This is a genomic window from Primorskyibacter flagellatus (assembly GCF_900176485.1).
Lineage (GTDB): Bacteria > Pseudomonadota > Alphaproteobacteria > Rhodobacterales > Rhodobacteraceae > Primorskyibacter > Primorskyibacter flagellatus.
On the sequence record NZ_FWYD01000007.1, the window covers coordinates 1 to 16,018 of the forward strand.

Below are 16,018 nucleotides of genomic sequence, written 5' to 3' on the forward strand. Positions count from 1 at the left end.
TATGTCCAGAAGCAGCTCGGCCATACCTCGGCAGAGATGACGCGCCGCTATCAGCGCAGGCGCGATAGGTTCCGGGTCAACCTGACCAAGGCCGCAGGGCTCTGAGCCTTGCAAATCCCTCCGTTCTGGTGAAGCGCTAAGGTGAAATTCAGACGCTGCGGTCTCAGCTTAGCGACTCAATTGAAATCGGGAACTAAACGCGACACTCATGATAGGTTATGCGCGCGTTTCCACAGGGGATCAGCCCCCCCTGCCCCAGTCAAAGGCCCTGCAATCCGTAGGCTGTGTCGAGATATTCGAAGAACACGCTTCAGGCGGCAATCGCGCGCGGCCAGTGCTGGCCGGTGCCGGACGCCGCAACACCGACGACCGCTTGCCGGCGATCATTGCGGCCATTAAGGGGGCAGATCCCAACATCACGCTGCACGCAATCTGTGACCGGCTGGAATCCATGCGCGAACGTACCCCGCGTCGACGAACACGTTGGCAGCCGTCGTCCGCAAAGATGCTGCTCGAACGGGCCAAGCGCCTCGGGCTGTTGTAGTCCGCCGTGGCAGGAGATCTACTGTTCTTGCTTGACCGGCAACTCCCAGAATCATCGGCACCACGAACAGAGAGACACCGAAACATCCAATCAGGGCTTAAGAGTAGTTCAGACGCGCAAGAAAACTCGCGAGGCACGCACGTCTCGCTAGGTTCATATTTTTTGACGTATAATCAACATATTAGAAAGCGGAAACGGGATGTCCGCCCATTGGGGCTGTGGATAACTCTTTTACTACATTTAGATTCTACTTGCCGGACTCAGTCGTTCGTGGCATTTCAGTTCTGACGGCAAAACGCGTCAGACGTGGCTTCATCCGTCAGAACGATAAAGAGCCTTAGCAAAGGCCATGAGAGGCGGCAGTACATGGATGATCAAAATACGGGCTACACGCAAGGGATAGGCTCTTCGGACATCGGAGCATACGCAGACAGTCTTGCTGAGTCGCTTGACCGGCAGATGAAAGTTGCATTTGAGCCAGAAGAACGCAAATCTTTGCGGCGCTTCAGCTCCACTGAAGTTGCCGAATTGCTACGCGTCAGCCCGTCGAACCTGCGCAATCGCCATAAAGATGGCAGTTTTCCTGAAGTTCACACGGACGGTCGCGGCCACAGGTTTTACTCGGCCGAAGATATTGACGAACTCCGCAGCATTTTAGCCCGGACAGGAAAGAACGCTGACGCATACCGGCCCGGACGCCGAGAGGGCGACCGCCTTCAGGTCATATCGGTCGTGAATTTCAAGGGCGGAAGCTCGAAGACAACGGCGACGATTCATCTTGCTCACCGCTATGCCTTGCGTGGCTACCGTGTGCTTGTGCTGGATCTTGACCCGCAAGCCAGTTTGACAACCTTTTTCGGTTTCCGGCCCGAGCTCGAATTCATTGAAGGTGGCACGATCTATGACGCCTTGAGGTACGAAGACCAGGTCCCACTCTCGGAGGTGATCCAGAAAACATATTTTCATAAGCTCGATATGGTCCCGGCCGGCTTGATGTTGTCCGAGTACGAGACCGAGACAGCAAACGCGCTCGCGCGCCGTGTTCAGCCGATTTTCGCGGAGCGTCTCGCCCTGGCTTTGGAGGAAGTCGATTCCGACTACGACATCGTGCTGATCGATTGCCCTCCGCAGCTGGGCTTCCTGACACTGACAGCATTGGCGGCGTCGACGGGCCTGCTCGTGACGGTCGTTCCCGGCATGCTCGACATCGCGTCGATGAGCCAATTTCTCAAGCTTGCTTCGGAAACGGTCAAAGCCGTCGAGGAAGCGATTGGACGGCAAGTCACTTGGGATTTGGTGAAATTTCTGATCACGCGCTACGAGCCCTCGGATGGGCCACAAACGCAAATGGCCGGATACCTGCGTTCGATCCTCGCAGGCCAAGTCATGACTGAGCCGATGCTGAAGTCGACAGCCATATCTGACGCCGGAATGACGCAGCAAACCATCTACGAGGTAGACCCAAGCCAGTTCATTCGGAAGACGATTGATCGCGCTTCGACCAGCGTGAATAGCGTTGCCGATGAACTGGAGCAGGCAATCCAAATGGCATGGGGGCGTCGCTGATGGCCAGAAATATATTCAACCAACCTCCGAAAGACGAGAAAGAGCCGGCAGCCCCCTCCCCTGCCCCGGTCAAGTCCGCGAAGCTACCTGGCTCCGTTGGCGGATTGCGGGATTCGCTCCGCGAGATCACTGCCAACTCAATCCGAGACATCGAGCCCGACCGGATCATTATGGATGGTCTCCGGGATCGGCTGATCCTAGAAGATAGCAGCATTGATGACCTCGCCGAGAGCATTCGCAAGCATGGTCAGCAAGTACCGATCATGGTTCGCCCCTCAGACCAACCGGATCGATACCGCATCATCTACGGTCGGCGCAGACTTGCGGCCATTCGAAAAGTTGGCGGAACGATCAAAGCAATCGTTCGAACACTCGATGACGATGCCTCACTGATCGCGCAAGGTCAGGAAAACAACCTGCGGCTGGATCCTTCATTCATTGAAAAATCTATATTTATCAAAGAGATGCAAGAGTCCGGATACAAGCCAGGCGTAATTCAGGACGCTTTGGGCCTAACTCGGCAAGGTGTGTCGAACCATCGCGTGGTCATCGAGCAACTGCCCATCGAACTTGTCCGACTGATCGGTCCTGCGCATGGCGTGGGTCGACGGCAATGGAGTGATTTGGCTGCGCTTTCAAAGAAAGCACCGCTTGTCGACATTGCGCGTGAGACACTGACCGCCCTCCCTGACGCCACTCCGAGCGCAGACAGATTTCAAGCCGTCTACGTCGCTTGTTCCAGAAAAGCGCGTCGCACGGCCAAAGTCACCCAAGGCCAAACGACCGTGGTGAAAGACAAGAGCGGTCGCCCTGTCGGCACAGTTTCAGTTGATGGCAAGTCAATTGCCATCAAGATCACCCGCAAGGAGAACCCGGAATTCGGCCAATGGCTCGAAGAGCGCGCGGAAACCACACTGCGACGGCTTTTTGAACAATGGCAGAATGAGAGTGACTCGGGGGCCTGATCCCCGGTCATAACTATAAACACGAGCAGAGGAGAAAGGCGACGACCAGAAAGAAAAGAGCCCCCCAAAGTTTCCCCTGGAGAGCCCTCATCATCAGTTTGCACCTATGATGTAGCAATCTCCGACATGCCGGTCAAGCGTCACCGATTCGGTGGACGTCTTTTTGTTGCCTTTTCTTGCTTTAAACTGCGGGAAGAGCCGGGGAAGTTGTGGGCCGCAACGGTCGTCGTCCAGAAAACATGGCATTCACAAAACTTTCCGTTCAACCCTCGGACGTCGGCAAGGTCATGGCCCACGCGTCCACACCTGAAACCGACATCTGGGCTATTTTTCGCGCACTCAGAGACACTCGTAGCCTGTTCGGGCTCCGCCCTGGGCATGTCCAAACGCTTCAAGCGATGCTAAGCTTTCTCAAGCCTGGCCACGGCGATACTGTATTCGCTTCCAATACAGCGATCTGCCGTCGAATTGGCGGGATCGATGAACGGACCCTTCGTAGGCACATTGATCGCTTTGTAGAACTCGGCTTCATGAAGCGCCAAGACAGCCCTAATCGCAAACGATACCGAGTGAGGTCATCCAGCGGCCAATCCATCAGCTATGGCCTATCACTCACACCGTTGTTGGACCGTGCCAACGAGCTACTTGCCGCGGCTCAAGAGATGGAAAACGCACGCCGTGATCGCATATTCTTGCGAAAGAGAATCCTGTCGAGACTTGCACATCTAGAGGAGGCAGACCCCGAAAGCATACACTCTCATGGCATACGTCGAGTTCTTCGGAGGAAACTCTCGATCGCAGAATATCGCGCACTGCTTGACGAGTTGGATGCTCACTGCGAGCAGATGTCCACCGCGGTGGACACGCCAAATACAATGGAACTGCCCGCCAATGACGGACAAAATGTCCGGCACCATTCTAAGTCTAAAAAAGAAGAAAAAGACTTAGAAAGCGCCCATAACGGCGAAACGCCCGTCCTGCAAACCCTGACCGCGGTCTGCGATCAAGCCACATCTCTCGCAACGGCCTCACTAAAAAACTGGGATGACGTCGAAAGCCATGCCAGGGCCCTCGCTCCGATGATGGGGATTCACACAAGTACGTTCGAAAAAGCTACAAGCAAGGTGGGTTCTCGAAAAACATCCTGCGCCATCTTCATAATCCTACAGCTAGGCAACCGTATCCGAGACTTTGGAGCTTATTTTCATAGTATCACTCTCGGTCGCAGAGAAATCGATTTCAATCCATCGCGCTTGTTGGAAAGGCTTTCTCATTCACCGGCAACCCCTGCATGATGTCCACCGCGGTGGACAAGCTGAAAGGACGAAGGTACCTGCGAAAAGAACAACTGAAAGTCAATTCGTGAACGTGGCCTCTAGAACTCTCTGTTGAACATATGATGTGAACGTAGTAGGGAAAGTGACCCTGCCTTTCTCCCGAGATGTCGTCTTCGATAAGGTCGCGTTAAGCTGATCGAACATAGCCCGCGGCAAGGTTAGCATATCGGTCAAGGTGCCTGCCGAGAACATCACCCGCTGAGAATTGCCCCTAATCTGAGCATCCAACTTAAACCGCGGCTGATGGTCAATGATCTCAGACCCAGTCGCTCGTGACGAAGCTGGAACGCTTGCCGAAAACAAACCACACACCCTTGGCCAACAGGCCTTCAATTCACATGTGATGCCGTCCCAAATACAGTGAGCGGCCCTGCAAGTGAACGGTGCCTACCAACATTACCATATGCTAGCGGGCCATCAATTCGACGCGTTGCGCTCCCAAGCGCAGCGAGCCGGGGTTTCGCACGCGTATGACCGTGATCGCTTCAGCACGACTGGATGGCGCGAAAGCTTGTCCGGCACAGGAAATCGAGGGTAATCGAACAGAAGGTGTCAGATCTTCGCCAACAAGGATTTCGCCTCCAAGGCGAATCTTGGACGCATAAGAAAGAACATAGGAGCCGCCGACGAAAATCAGACTGGTCACAGCCGCCAGTAAGGCACAACCTGCAATAGCGGGGCAGGGGGGTCATGTGCATCGCGTGGTCGGATTGGCGGTCCGTCGTTGACCGATCCATTTCTGATGATGGTTGATTTTCGTAAAGATGATCCGCAGTTTGGCTGAGAAATCGTGGCCGTCTCGGGTCGGGCGTCGCGCATCCGGAAACGCCTTCGGGCAGCGCCAAGGGCCAGATGGACAGTTTCTAGCTCTGGGCCAACCTATCCTGTGTCGTCAAGTTGTAGCGCATTTTTCTTCGCGGAATTCATTCGTAGGACCAGGCCCAAGCAGTCTGGTGCCTTTTCAGGCCATCGTATTCCTTTTGAAATCACTAGATACGCGGTCAGGGTGTATCACCGGTTTCCCTTGGCTCATATAAGGCCGTCCTCGGCAGCCGTCACAGAAAGATCGCCCAACGCGTCTGATCTTGTGGCGTCACGCTTTTCTTTATAAGCGAACAGATCATTCGCTCGAACGCGGCGGTGCCGCCCCGTTTTCGTGAACGGAATTTCTTTCGTCTCAAGAAGTTTCACCAGGAACGGGCGTGAAACGTTGAGCAAATCTGCTGCCTGCTGTGTTGTCAGTTCCTCCTCGACCGAGATCATCCGAAACCCACGACCGCTCGACACGAGGCGCAAGATCTCGAGGAGAGCTGCCGTCAAGGCTGGTGCAAGGGCCACGGTTTGAAATTCGCCGCTGCAATGGGCAAACGATAGGGTTGTGGGCTCGCCTTCCTTGATTTGGGAAGCGACAATTGCTTTGAGTTGTTCGGCGTTCTTGATCTCCACCTCGTCGGGCAGGAGAATAAAAAACGCCGCTTTGTCGAGAGCGTTCATCCTGTCTCTCCAGTTCTTACAGTTTGGGTTAGATATAGGCTATCAATCATCCGAAATATTCGAAATATTCGAAATATTCGAAATATTATCAAGCCATGTGAACAGACCACAAGACAGTTAGGCGACCTGCCGGCACCGGCCTCGAGCAGACAGTCGTCGATATGCGAGCCGGTGATTTGACCATGAATAGTAGCACCAGACAATCCGGCGGTAACAGAAACGCGGCGTTCTTCAACCGGCTGTGACGCCAGTGACGCGCGGGCCCAGAAGGAGCATGAAAATCACCAGGGCGAGAAACGTCATGGCGTTATCCAGAGCCCTATTTTTAACTCGATTTCTGCCTCGTTGAATTCCAAACGACCAAAAACACCGCGACACATCCGCGACGCAACCTGTGCGCCATTCAAATACCTATCTGCAACGACAGCTAATTTCGTCCATTCCACAAAGCGAATTGAACATTTTTGTCCCCATTGTGCTGGCGATCTTGGGAACTGCCACAGAATTCGCCGGTTTCACTTCCGCATTTCGCAGGGCAAATCTTGAAAGATCTCGCCGTTTGGTGAGCAAATGCTGGACGAGACCGCCAGCGTGACCGAGGACCAGCTCTCCGTCACGCGCTGGTTGGTTGATGCCACTTTCCAGTATCACGTCTGATGATCCGAATAATATTCTCGTTACCTGGCAGAAACTGCCGTGTATGCGCACCGGTTACGATCCGCCGCCGCGATGCGCTGCTTTGAGGGGGGCCGTATGTTATCGACGGTCATGATCGGCCGTCTTTTGCGCGCCGTGCCGGCAAAATGGTCCCGGTGCATGGTCCGAACCCAATACGGTAGCCGTCGCCTTGCGCGTGGCCGTTCAGTGTCAGGGTATCGCCATCCTCGATAAAGGTGCGAGTTTGACCGTCATCCAGGGTGATGACGTCTCTGCCACCCCATGTCATTTCCAGAAGCGAGCCGAACATGCCTTTTTCGGGACCGGAGATCGTCCCGGAGCCGAGCAGATCGCCAGTGCGCATTGCACAGCCCGACGAGGCGTGATGCGCAAGCTGCTGGGCGGCCGAATAATACAAGGTATTGTAATTGGTCCGGCAGATCTCCGTTGCCTCCCCATCTGGCGCAGCCATGGTTACGGAGAGGTCGATGTCATAGAGCATCGGCCCGGTGTCCTTGATATGCCGCAACAGATCATGTTCACGCGGTGGCGTATCGCAGCGGAACGGATCAAGCGCCGCCTTGGTGACCACCCAAGCGCCGATCGTGGTGGCGAAGGCCTTGGCCTGAAACGGTCCCAACGGCTGGTATTCCCAGGCCTGAATATCGCGCGCCGACCAGTCGTTGAGCAGAACATAGCCGAAGATCATGTCGTCGGCCTGATCCACGCTGATGCGCTGGCCCATCTCCGAAGGCGTGCCCACGACCGCGCCCATCTCCAACTCGATGTCGAGCCGTTTGCTGGGGCCGAAGCGGGGCGTGTCGTCCTGCGGCCCCTTGAGCTGGCCCATGGGACGGTGGAAGTCGGTGCCGGAGACGACGACGGTTGAGGCACGCCCATTGTAGCCGATGGGCATGTGCAGCCAGTTTGGTGGCAGAGCATTTTTCGGGTCGCGAAACAAAGAGCCGACATTGAACGCGTGTTGCCGGCCAGCGTAGAAGTCGGTGTATTCCGTCACTGTGAAAGGAAGATGCGTCGTGACGCTGCTCATGTCGTGCAAGGCATCGGCGACCGCTTGGGTCTTGTTGCCCTCACGCAGCAGCTCGGTCAGCTTTTGACGGACGTCGGTCCAGACCTTCTTGCCCTTGCCCATAAAGGTGTTGAGGGCAGGGGAGGCGAACCCGTGCTCTGGCAGCACCCCGGCAGATTGCAGTGCTCCAAGGTCCAGCACACTGTTGCCGATGGCGACGGCGCAACGCGGTGAGTCACCCGCTGAAAAGACGCCGTAGGGCAGGTTGTTCAGAGGGAAAGGACTTTGGGGAGCGTTTGCAGTCTCAACCCAGGAGCGGATCAGATCGGGCATTGGAATATCCTTTGTCAGGTAGCTTCTGGTTGGTTTTCGGGGCCGGGCCGCAACAAAAAGGCGGCGAGGTCAAGTCACCGTGCCTCGTTTGCGGTCAGGTGGGCAAAGGGCGTCAGGCCAGCCCCCCGCGATGCGCATTGCAGAGCTGCGGCACAAGATACAGCGCCCCCAGTTCCGTTACCTGGCCAAAGCAGAACGGCGCGTAAGAACCGATCAGCTTGTTGAGCGCGGTATAACTCGTCGTGTTCTGCTTTCCGGCAACCTGGCCCACCGGGATCGCCGTGACGGTGGTCCCTTTGAGGTTCAACCCGATCCTGACACGGTAGGAGGTGGTGGAGCGCCGATAGGTGTCGCGCTTCATTTCTTGCCCGGCGAGCCATCGAACTTTTTCTCAATGTCCTTCCAGCAATCAATGTAGTCGTCCTGAAGCGGGGCGTCCTTGCCGGCGAACTGGGTCAGTTGCTGCGGAAATCGGGTCTCGAACATGAAGGACATGGTGTTGTCGAGCTTGTCCGGGCCGAGATTGGCGTTCGAGGCTTTCTCGAAAGCTTCGCGGTCCGGACCATGCGGCAGCATCATGTTGTGAAGGCTCACGCCACCGGGCACAAATCCCTGCGGCTTGGCATCATATTGGCCATAGATGTTGCCCATCATCTCGGACATGATGTTCTTGTGGTACCAGGGGGGCCGAAAGGTATCTTCCATCACCATCCAGCGCTCGCGGAACAGCACGAAGTCGATATTGGCCGTGCCGGGCTGACCAGAGGGTGCTGTCAGGACCGTGAATATCGACGGGTCGGGGTGATCGAAGAGGATCGCGCCGACCGGGCAGTAGGTCCGCAGGTCGTATTTGTAAGGCGCGTAATTGCCGTGCCAGGCAACCACGTCCAGCGGAGACTGTCCGATCACCGTCGTGTGAAACTGGCCGCACCATTTCACCGTCACGGTCGAGCGTACCTCGCGGTCTTCAAAGGCCGCAACCGGTGCCTTGAAATCGCGCGGGTTGGCCATGCAATTCGCGCCAATCGGGCCACGGCCGGGCAGCTCGAATTTCTGGCCGTAGTTTTCGCAGACAAATCCACGCGCAGGGCCGTCGAGAAGCTCAACCCGGTAAACCAGACCACGCGGGATGATCGCGATTTCCTTGGGTTCCAGGTCAATGACCCCTAGTTCGGTTGCGAAACGCAGGCGGCCTTCTTGCGGTACCACCAGCATTTCACTGTCAGCAGAGAAGAAATACGCGTCCTCCATAGATTGCGTCACCAGATAGATATGCGTGGCCAGGCCTACTTGAGTGTGAACATCGCCCGCCGTCGTCATCGTGCGCATACCCGTAAGCCAGTCCAGCGGCTCCTCCGTAAGCGGGATGGGGTCCCAGCGGTACTGGCCCAATGACGTCACGTCGGGATGAATGTCGGGTGCTGAGCGGAAATGCGGCAGATCGATTTTCTCGTAGCGGTGGGAATGCTTGACCGAGGGGCGAATACGATAGCACCAAGTCCGTTCGGGCCGCACATCGGTAAATGCCGTTCCCGAGAGTTGCTCGCCGTAAAGTCCATAATTCACCTTTTGAGGCGAATTCATGCCTAGCGGCAGGGCACCGGGCAGCGCCTCGGTCTCAAAATCATTGCCGAAACCCGGCATATAGCCTGGGGTAATTGTCATGCCATCGGCTTTTACAAGCGGTGTTGGGTTCTGAGTTTTCATATCATGCCTCCTGCGTCATAATGACGGTTTGCTCCATCAACCACAATTTTACAGGACGGTGGTTCGCACCGATGAGACGGTCAAAGCGCCGTTTCATCAAGTGAAACCTTAGAGTGCGGCAGAAAGCGTCCTCTTGGGCTAATGTGACAACGCTTTCGGACAGATTTGATGCGTCCGGTCTTTGATGGTGTCTTGAACAAGACCCCCGACATTGTCGGCTTCGTTCCGCACAGATTGGCATCTGTGCGTTCCACCACAACCTCGTCCAGACGGCCCGTGTTTCTGTGAATCACGGTTGCGTCGAGCAGATTCAACGCTGCCATCCGATGGTACTGGCCTTCCAACGTCCGGTCCCTGATCTCTTGCTGACGCCTGACCCACAGCACGTTCTTTGGCGCGTGGTGGGCCTTCATCGCCAGCGGCATGATATGGCGTCGCAGCCACGATTGACAGCAATCGTATTTTTTTGCCTTCTGGAAAGTGCGTTCGGGCAAGACGATCTCCACGGTGAAATCGTGCGGCCTGACTAACTATTGATGCATCAGGCTGCTCGTTGGCCGGAGGGTGAACTTGCAAGCTTATGTCAGTATCTGATATGATTGAGCATATAAGGAGTGCCTGATGCCAAACATCCACTTGACCGAACCGATGCAAAAATATGTGCAGTCGCAGATAGAGTCCGGTGCCTATGCCAATCTGAGCGAAGTCGTGCGCGCTGGCGTGAGGTTGCTGATGGAGAAAGACGGTGCCAGACAGTTCTATGCCCTCAAGGCCGATCTCGAGAAGGCGGCCACTCTGGCGGAGAATGGGGATTTCTCGGAGTTCGATGCCCAAGCCTTCGAACCGGGTGCATTTGACCGCTGAATGGCATGACCATTAGGCTATCCGGTCTGGCCAGGTTCGACCTCGAAGACATCCGAAACTACACTGTTGAAACTTGGGGCAGGGACCAGTGGTTGATCTACTACCGCCAACTGGTCAACGCCTTCGAGCGGATCACCGAGGATCCCGACACTGGCCGAGACCGGAGCCTGTTCGTGCCGGGCATGCGGTCCGTCAACTGCCAGCGCCATGTGATATTCTTCAAGCGGCTCGACGCGGCGGGGGGCGCAGCGGTCATCCTGCGCATCGTGCACCAGCGCCGCAACATGCCCGCCTTGGTCTACTACGAGGATCTGGACGGCGGTTAGGCCTTTGCTTCACCTCACGCCGATATCTCGACCAGTCCTCCATAGTCGCGACTGACCTCCTGCGCCTCGCGAAATACGAGATTGCTTTTACGCTTGGCTAAGACGGCATATATCACCGGCTGAAAAACGCTGCGAACTGTGCTTCGATCGGGTCCAGGAATCGTGTCGTGCCACGCGAAGGTTCGCGCAGTGCGGGCATGAGCAAGTCGTAGCGGAAAGGTTGTTCGGGGTGTAGAGGACTCGGCCGCTCGCCGCGAAATTGGCGGCCGTCACAGGCTCGACGATTGAAAGGCCCGCCCCGTTTGCCAGCAGTTCGCGGATTGAGGCCGACAATTGCGCTTCCGCGACGATACACGGCCGCGCGTTTCCGGTAGCAAGGAATATGTCTGTCTCAGACCGCGTAGCGATTTCGGCTCCGAGCGCCACGAAGGGCTGTTCGTGGAAATCGCCGGGCTCTAAGCGGATTTTCCGCCCGAGCGGATGGCCGACCGGGAGTACGGCCTGCATCGGAGCGGTGTAGGCCGGCCTGCGTTTGACCGCCGGATGATCGGTGTCGAGTGCGGTGAAACCGAGGTCGAATTGCTGTGAACTGAGGTGCCGCAGCACCGCTTGCGAGCTTCGGGCACGGAATCGAAACAACAGTCTGGCATTGAACAGATCCGAATGGGTGACAAGGCGCGCGCTGAATGAGAGGGTGCCTTCTAACAGCGACGCAAGCTCAAGGGAAATCGGTGATACACGCCAGACGGCGTATCCGATGATTTCAGAAGGAAAACGATGGCCTGAAAGGCACCGGATGCCTTGAGTTTGGTCATACGATTGCATTCCGCGAATGGACATGTCCCACAACTTGACGATCCGGCTGGATCGTGTTCCGGTTTGTTGCAATGAACTTGGATACAGGTTTGCCTTTGTCAGGTGCCGACAACAACGGTTGCGGTCATTTGTTGGAGGCAAGCGATGACGCTCTGCGCGGTGATCCGCCCGGTTGCCGGGTTTTCGTCACTGGGTCGGTTCTGGATGGTCGCGGTAAAGTCTGAACTGTCCGATACCACGCTTACCGAATGCAGGTTGTGTTGCAGGGCTGGATCAGCCCAGACTTCCATCTGCGTTTGGTCCGGCCCAAGGCCCGCAAGGCTGAGTGCGGCGGCCACATTCACGTTTGCGGGAAATTCCTTCGCAATCTCGGTGACGCTACCGGCCATTAGCCGGTATGGTTCTTTGATCGCCGTCAAATCGACATCGATCTTGGTCAGGTAGGGCGCATTCAAAAGCCCCGCAACGGGTTTGGACGTTTTGATCGTGACGGATTTGAGTTCACCGACAGCGACTGCCTTCAATGCATCAATCGCAAGCATCGCACCTGACGGGACGACGATCCGTGCGCCGGTTGCCTTCGCGCGCGAGATCAAATCCTCCCGACCAAGAAGCTGGCTGGCCGACAGCACGACAAGCGTTTTCCCGGCGTCGATAACCGGTCGCGCAATATCCGCAAACATTTGCGGAGGGAGGCATTCCAGAACGATGTCACAGTGATCCGCGATGGCGTCCATGTCATAGATCGGGACGGGCGTTGCGAGTGCTTCGTTCAGTTCTGCGCCGCGTGTTTGTGAACGTGCGCAGAAGCCAGCCAATTTCATGCCGGGCAACGCACCACGATCCAGTGCCTTGGCCACGGTCATTCCCACTGCACCCATTCCGGAAATTCCGATTTTCATGCGCGGTACCTCTCAACCAGCTCGACAATTCTATGCGCTGCGGCCACGGCGGCATCATGGTTCTGCGAGAAATTGAGCCTGATACTATTGGCAGAGTTCGGCCCGAACTCTGCGCCCGGAGTCACGGTGACATTGGCCTGACTGCGCAGCAGACGTACAAATATGTCGGGTTCATGCACCAACTCGGGCAGCTTTGGAAAAATATAGCTTCCCCCTTGCGGCGTCGAGGTCTCCAGCCCGGCAGCGCGAAACACCTTCAACAGGTCATCGCGGATCGCCTGATGTTGCGTGATCCGGTCTGCCAGCCATCCGTCAGGCTCTGCAAACCAGGTCGAGAGCGCCGCCTGATTGTACCCGGCTGCCCGCAAAGACACGATGGCCTGAAGCTTTTCCATCCGTTCGATCAGTTTTGGCGTCCCGAACGCGACGCCAAGCCGGAACCCGCTGAGCGATTCCGTTTTGGACGGCCCCATGATCGTGATCAGGTTCTCGGGGCGAGACGGGCAGGCCCGCAAATGGCAAAAGCTCTCGCCCTCGTAAAGCAAACGGGAATAAAGCTGGTCGACAATCACCGTCGCGTCGTATTGCGCGGCCAGTTCCGCAATCCGTTCAATCGTGGACTGGGAATAGATCAGTCCCGTCGGATTGTTCGGCGTCGAAAACACCATGACCCGCGTGCCGGTTTTGAACGCCTGCTCAAGGATCGCAAGATCCGGTCCCCTGGTGTTTGAGTCCATCCCGTAGTCAAGGGGGATGGGCACGACCACACCGTTGAAAAACCGCACCAGTTTCCGGTTGGCGAAATAGTCGGGCTCGACAACGGCCACCTTCGTGCCGTTCTCGACGACCGATCCAAGCGCGAGGAATAGCGCGCCCTGGGTGCCCGGCGTCACAATCAACTCCTGATCCGCATCAAGCGGCGCGCCGGTGAACGCGGCAAGCCGTTCTGCCACATCGCTACGAATTGAACGATCGCCGCGATATTCCGTATAGGCCTGCTGACCCCCACGTTCATAGCCCTCCTGCCACGCGGCCTGAGCGCCGGGGGTTGGCGCGAAGGCATCAACGTCGCCATGTGAAAAATCCACGGCAATGCCGTCCAGTGGTTCGCCGCGCGACATGGAGGACAGGGCGCTGTTGTCTTGCCTGACTTCCTGACCCGGTGCATTCTCTGCGCCGAGTTCCATGAATTTTCTGTCCAGCGTCTCCATAGCGTCACTTTCGTTCTTGAAGGGGTGTCGGTCGCCCTTGGTGTCGTTTTCAGACCTTTGCAGTGTTTGCGATGAGCATCGGTCAAACAGCGTTGTTATTTGCCATGCGCTGACTCTAGATCCAATCCAGAGAGCGGTAAATATTCTGCATGGCGTTGCCAAGTCGCTGGTGCGTCACCAAAGGTAACAGGCGGACATAAAAAGACCAGCCCATGTCCCGCGCCTCGAAGGCTTTGATTGTCCACGCAAAGTGACCGCATAAGCAATGGCAACGTCGCAAACTCTTGAATCACCCATCTTGGTGCTGCCGATGTCATCGCCAGACCAGAACCAATGCCCACTGGATTTGGGATGACATCACGCGTGCGTTGAAGGCGACCTGAGATCTAACGCCCCGGCTTTCGCTGACAGGAACTCTGATACCTTGACGGTGCCTGCGGGATTGTTGTCGCCTTTGCTCCTTCGCAGCGTTGCTGACTGTCGTATTGTCATGGGGAGCCGCGCAATAAGTCCTGAACCATAGAAAGATCCGACCAGCCTGATGCCTTCGCGTGCTTCCAGCGAAATCTGAACCTCCGCCAACGTGCTCCTCGAAAGTACGTGGGATAACACACTTTACGAATCCCAAGTTTCGCCCACGCCGTCAAACGCGGAAGCGCTACCCCCACGTCAACTTGATCAACCCACCTAGTAGACGCACTATTATTGTTTACTTTTCGGGCTGAACAGGTAGCACTTACTTCTAAAACAACTCGAAAAATGTGCATTTCTTGCATGATTGATACATGGGGAAGCAATGGAAATCGCGCTTCAGGCGACAGGGTTGACGAAAGAGTTCAAGGGCTTTGTTGCCGTGAACAATGTCGATCTTTCGATAGAAAAGGGAACGATACACGCCTTGATCGGCCCGAACGGCGCTGGCAAGACGACCTGTTTCAACCTGCTGACAAAGTTCCTGCAACCCACCCGTGGAACAATCAAGTACGAAGGCCGCGACATCACCCGCATGAAGCCCGCCGAAATCGCCAGATTGGGCATGGTGCGGTCGTTCCAGATATCGGCGATCTTTCCGGACCTGACCGTGTTGCAAAATGTCAGGGTGGCTTTGCAAAGAGGGCGCGGGGAAAGCTATGATTTCTGGCGCTCCGACAAGATATTGTCGAGGTTCGACGACCGCGCGCGCGCCTTTATCGACGAGGTGGGCTTGACCGAGTTCACCGATGAGCGTGCCGCTGCCTTGCCCTACGGGCGCAAACGCGCGCTTGAGATTGCCACGACGCTCGCCCTGAGCCCCGACATGCTGCTACTGGATGAACCAATGGCCGGCATGGGGCGCGAAGACGTTGAGCGGATCTCGAAGCTGATCCAGAAAATTGCCGAAAACCGCACCGTTTTGATGGTGGAGCATAACCTGTCGGTCGTGGCCGACCTGTCGGATCGCATCACGGTACTGGCACGCGGCGAAATCCTGGCGGAAGGCACTTATGACGAGATTTCGAAAGCGCCCGAAGTGATCGAGGCATATATCGGAGCAAGCCATGACTGACGCGTCCGAAGTGCTTTTGAAAGTGTCCGACCTGCAAGGCTGGTACGGCGAAAGCCATGTTCTGCACGGTGTGGATTTCGAAGTGCGCCAGGGCGAAGTGGTGACCCTGCTGGGACGCAACGGCGCGGGCAAGACCTCGACGCTTCTGGCGATCATGGGAATACTGGGAAAGCGCACCGGCTCTGTCACGTTCAAGGACACCGAGACGATCGGGATGCAGCCGCGCGCCATCGCCCGGCTGGGTATCGCGCTTTGCCCCGAAGAACGCGGCATCTTTTCTTCGCTGAGCGTCGAGGAAAACCTGATGCTCCCCCCGCGCATCGCTGATGGCGGCCTGACCGTGGAACGGATCTATGATCTTTTTCCCAACCTGAAAGAACGGCGCACCAGCAGTCAGGGCACGAAACTGTCGGGCGGCGAACAGCAGATGTTGGCGATTGCCCGCATTCTGCGCACCGGGTCCAAGATGCTTTTGCTAGATGAACCGACCGAAGGACTGGCACCGGTCATCGTGCAACAGATCGGGCATACCATCGCCGCGCTCAAGAACGAGGGTTTCACGATTGTTCTGGTCGAACAGAACTTTCGTTTCGCGGCATCGGTCGCCGACCGGCATTACGTCGTGGACCAAGGCCGCGTCGTGGACATGATCCCCAACGATCAGCTTGAAGAAAACACCCAGAAACTTCACGATTATCTGGGCGTCTGAACCAATAATAA

At 56.4% G+C, this 16,018-nt stretch carries 16 protein-coding genes and 2 pseudogenes; 9 read left to right on the top strand and 9 right to left on the bottom strand.

What is annotated here, in order from left to right; all coding sequences use genetic code 11:
• Positions 1-208: 208 nt before the first annotated feature.
• The 5 genes and pseudogenes from B8991_RS22300 to repC form a co-directional block, all read left to right on the top strand.
• Positions 209-331 (top strand): annotated as a pseudogene (locus tag B8991_RS22300) (recombinase family protein); the annotation flags it as partial.
• A pseudogene (locus B8991_RS22305) lies at positions 332-544 on the top strand (recombinase family protein); the annotation flags it as partial.
• A 366-nt stretch (positions 545-910) separates the two neighbouring features.
• The gene (gene repA, locus B8991_RS11025; protein WP_084353050.1) at positions 911-2,110 is read left to right on the top strand and encodes a plasmid partitioning protein RepA; all 1,200 of its coding nucleotides are present in this window, start codon (positions 911-913) and stop codon (positions 2,108-2,110) included.
• The gene (gene repB, locus B8991_RS11030; protein WP_235866607.1) at positions 2,110-3,075 is read left to right on the top strand and encodes a plasmid partitioning protein RepB; all 966 of its coding nucleotides are present in this window, start codon (positions 2,110-2,112) and stop codon (positions 3,073-3,075) included. The genes repA and repB overlap by 1 nt, the downstream gene beginning before the upstream one ends.
• A 239-nt stretch (positions 3,076-3,314) precedes the next feature.
• The gene (repC, locus tag B8991_RS11035; RefSeq protein WP_084353052.1) at positions 3,315-4,370 is read left to right on the top strand and encodes a plasmid replication protein RepC; all 1,056 of its coding nucleotides are present in this window, start codon (positions 3,315-3,317) and stop codon (positions 4,368-4,370) included.
• Positions 4,371-4,818: 448 nt separating this feature from the next.
• Here the strand turns inward: repC and B8991_RS11040 are convergent, their stop codons facing one another.
• The 6 genes from B8991_RS11040 to B8991_RS11065 all read right to left on the bottom strand — a co-directional run bounded on the left by B8991_RS11040 (position 4,819) and on the right by B8991_RS11065 (position 10,127).
• Positions 4,819-5,058 carry a hypothetical protein gene (locus B8991_RS11040; protein WP_084353053.1) on the bottom strand — a complete coding sequence of 80 codons (240 nt, stop codon included), beginning with the start codon at positions 5,056-5,058 and terminating at the stop codon, positions 4,819-4,821.
• Between the two features lie 383 nt (positions 5,059-5,441).
• Positions 5,442-5,906: a helix-turn-helix domain-containing protein gene (locus B8991_RS11045; protein WP_084353054.1), complete on the bottom strand. Its 465-nt coding sequence runs from the start codon at positions 5,904-5,906 to the stop codon at positions 5,442-5,444.
• 766 nt (positions 5,907-6,672) lie between these two features.
• On the bottom strand, positions 6,673-7,926 hold the full coding sequence (fahA, locus tag B8991_RS11050; RefSeq protein WP_084353055.1) for a fumarylacetoacetase: 1,254 nt from the start codon (positions 7,924-7,926) through the stop codon (positions 6,673-6,675).
• 112 nt (positions 7,927-8,038) lie between these two features.
• On the bottom strand, positions 8,039-8,287 hold the full coding sequence (locus tag B8991_RS21455) for a glutathione S-transferase family protein (protein WP_084353056.1): 249 nt from the start codon (positions 8,285-8,287) through the stop codon (positions 8,039-8,041).
• On the bottom strand, positions 8,284-9,633 hold the full coding sequence (hmgA, locus tag B8991_RS11060; RefSeq protein WP_084353057.1) for a homogentisate 1,2-dioxygenase: 1,350 nt from the start codon (positions 9,631-9,633) through the stop codon (positions 8,284-8,286). Before hmgA ends, B8991_RS21455 begins: the two co-directional genes overlap by 4 nt.
• Positions 9,634-9,713: 80 nt before the next feature.
• The gene (locus tag B8991_RS11065; RefSeq protein WP_143514565.1) at positions 9,714-10,127 is read right to left on the bottom strand and encodes a Tn3 family transposase; all 414 of its coding nucleotides are present in this window, start codon (positions 10,125-10,127) and stop codon (positions 9,714-9,716) included.
• A gap of 127 nt (positions 10,128-10,254) precedes the next feature.
• On the opposite strand from B8991_RS11065, the gene B8991_RS11070 reads away from it, so the two are divergent.
• Positions 10,255-10,497 carry a type II toxin-antitoxin system ParD family antitoxin gene (locus tag B8991_RS11070; RefSeq protein ID WP_084353059.1) on the top strand — a complete coding sequence of 81 codons (243 nt, stop codon included), beginning with the start codon at positions 10,255-10,257 and terminating at the stop codon, positions 10,495-10,497.
• Between the two features lie 5 nt (positions 10,498-10,502).
• Positions 10,503-10,823, top strand: coding sequence for a type II toxin-antitoxin system RelE/ParE family toxin (locus B8991_RS11075; protein WP_084353060.1), 321 nt, complete (start codon positions 10,503-10,505; stop codon positions 10,821-10,823).
• Between the two features lie 87 nt (positions 10,824-10,910).
• Here the strand turns inward: B8991_RS11075 and B8991_RS11080 are convergent, their stop codons facing one another.
• The 3 genes from B8991_RS11080 to B8991_RS11090 form a co-directional block, all read right to left on the bottom strand.
• A complete protein-coding gene (locus tag B8991_RS11080; RefSeq protein ID WP_084353061.1) occupies positions 10,911-11,663 on the bottom strand; it encodes a LysR substrate-binding domain-containing protein in 753 nt (250 codons plus the stop codon).
• A gap of 74 nt (positions 11,664-11,737) precedes the next feature.
• Positions 11,738-12,541 (bottom strand): aspartate dehydrogenase, encoded by an 804-nt coding sequence (locus B8991_RS11085; protein ID WP_084353062.1) that lies wholly within the window; start codon positions 12,539-12,541, stop codon positions 11,738-11,740.
• A complete protein-coding gene (locus B8991_RS11090) occupies positions 12,538-13,752 on the bottom strand; it encodes a pyridoxal phosphate-dependent aminotransferase (protein WP_084353063.1) in 1,215 nt (404 codons plus the stop codon). The genes B8991_RS11085 and B8991_RS11090 overlap by 4 nt, the downstream gene beginning before the upstream one ends.
• A gap of 796 nt (positions 13,753-14,548) precedes the next feature.
• Between B8991_RS11090 and B8991_RS11095 the strand changes: the two genes are divergently transcribed.
• Together B8991_RS11095 and B8991_RS11100 are read left to right on the top strand one after the other, a co-directional pair.
• Entirely contained in the window at positions 14,549-15,298 is a 750-nt protein-coding gene (locus tag B8991_RS11095) for an ABC transporter ATP-binding protein (protein ID WP_084353064.1), read from the top strand.
• Complete coding sequence (locus B8991_RS11100) at positions 15,291-16,007, top strand: ABC transporter ATP-binding protein (RefSeq protein WP_143514566.1); 717 nt, start codon at positions 15,291-15,293, stop codon at positions 16,005-16,007. The genes B8991_RS11095 and B8991_RS11100 overlap by 8 nt, the downstream gene beginning before the upstream one ends.
• Positions 16,008-16,018: the final 11 nt, after the last annotated feature.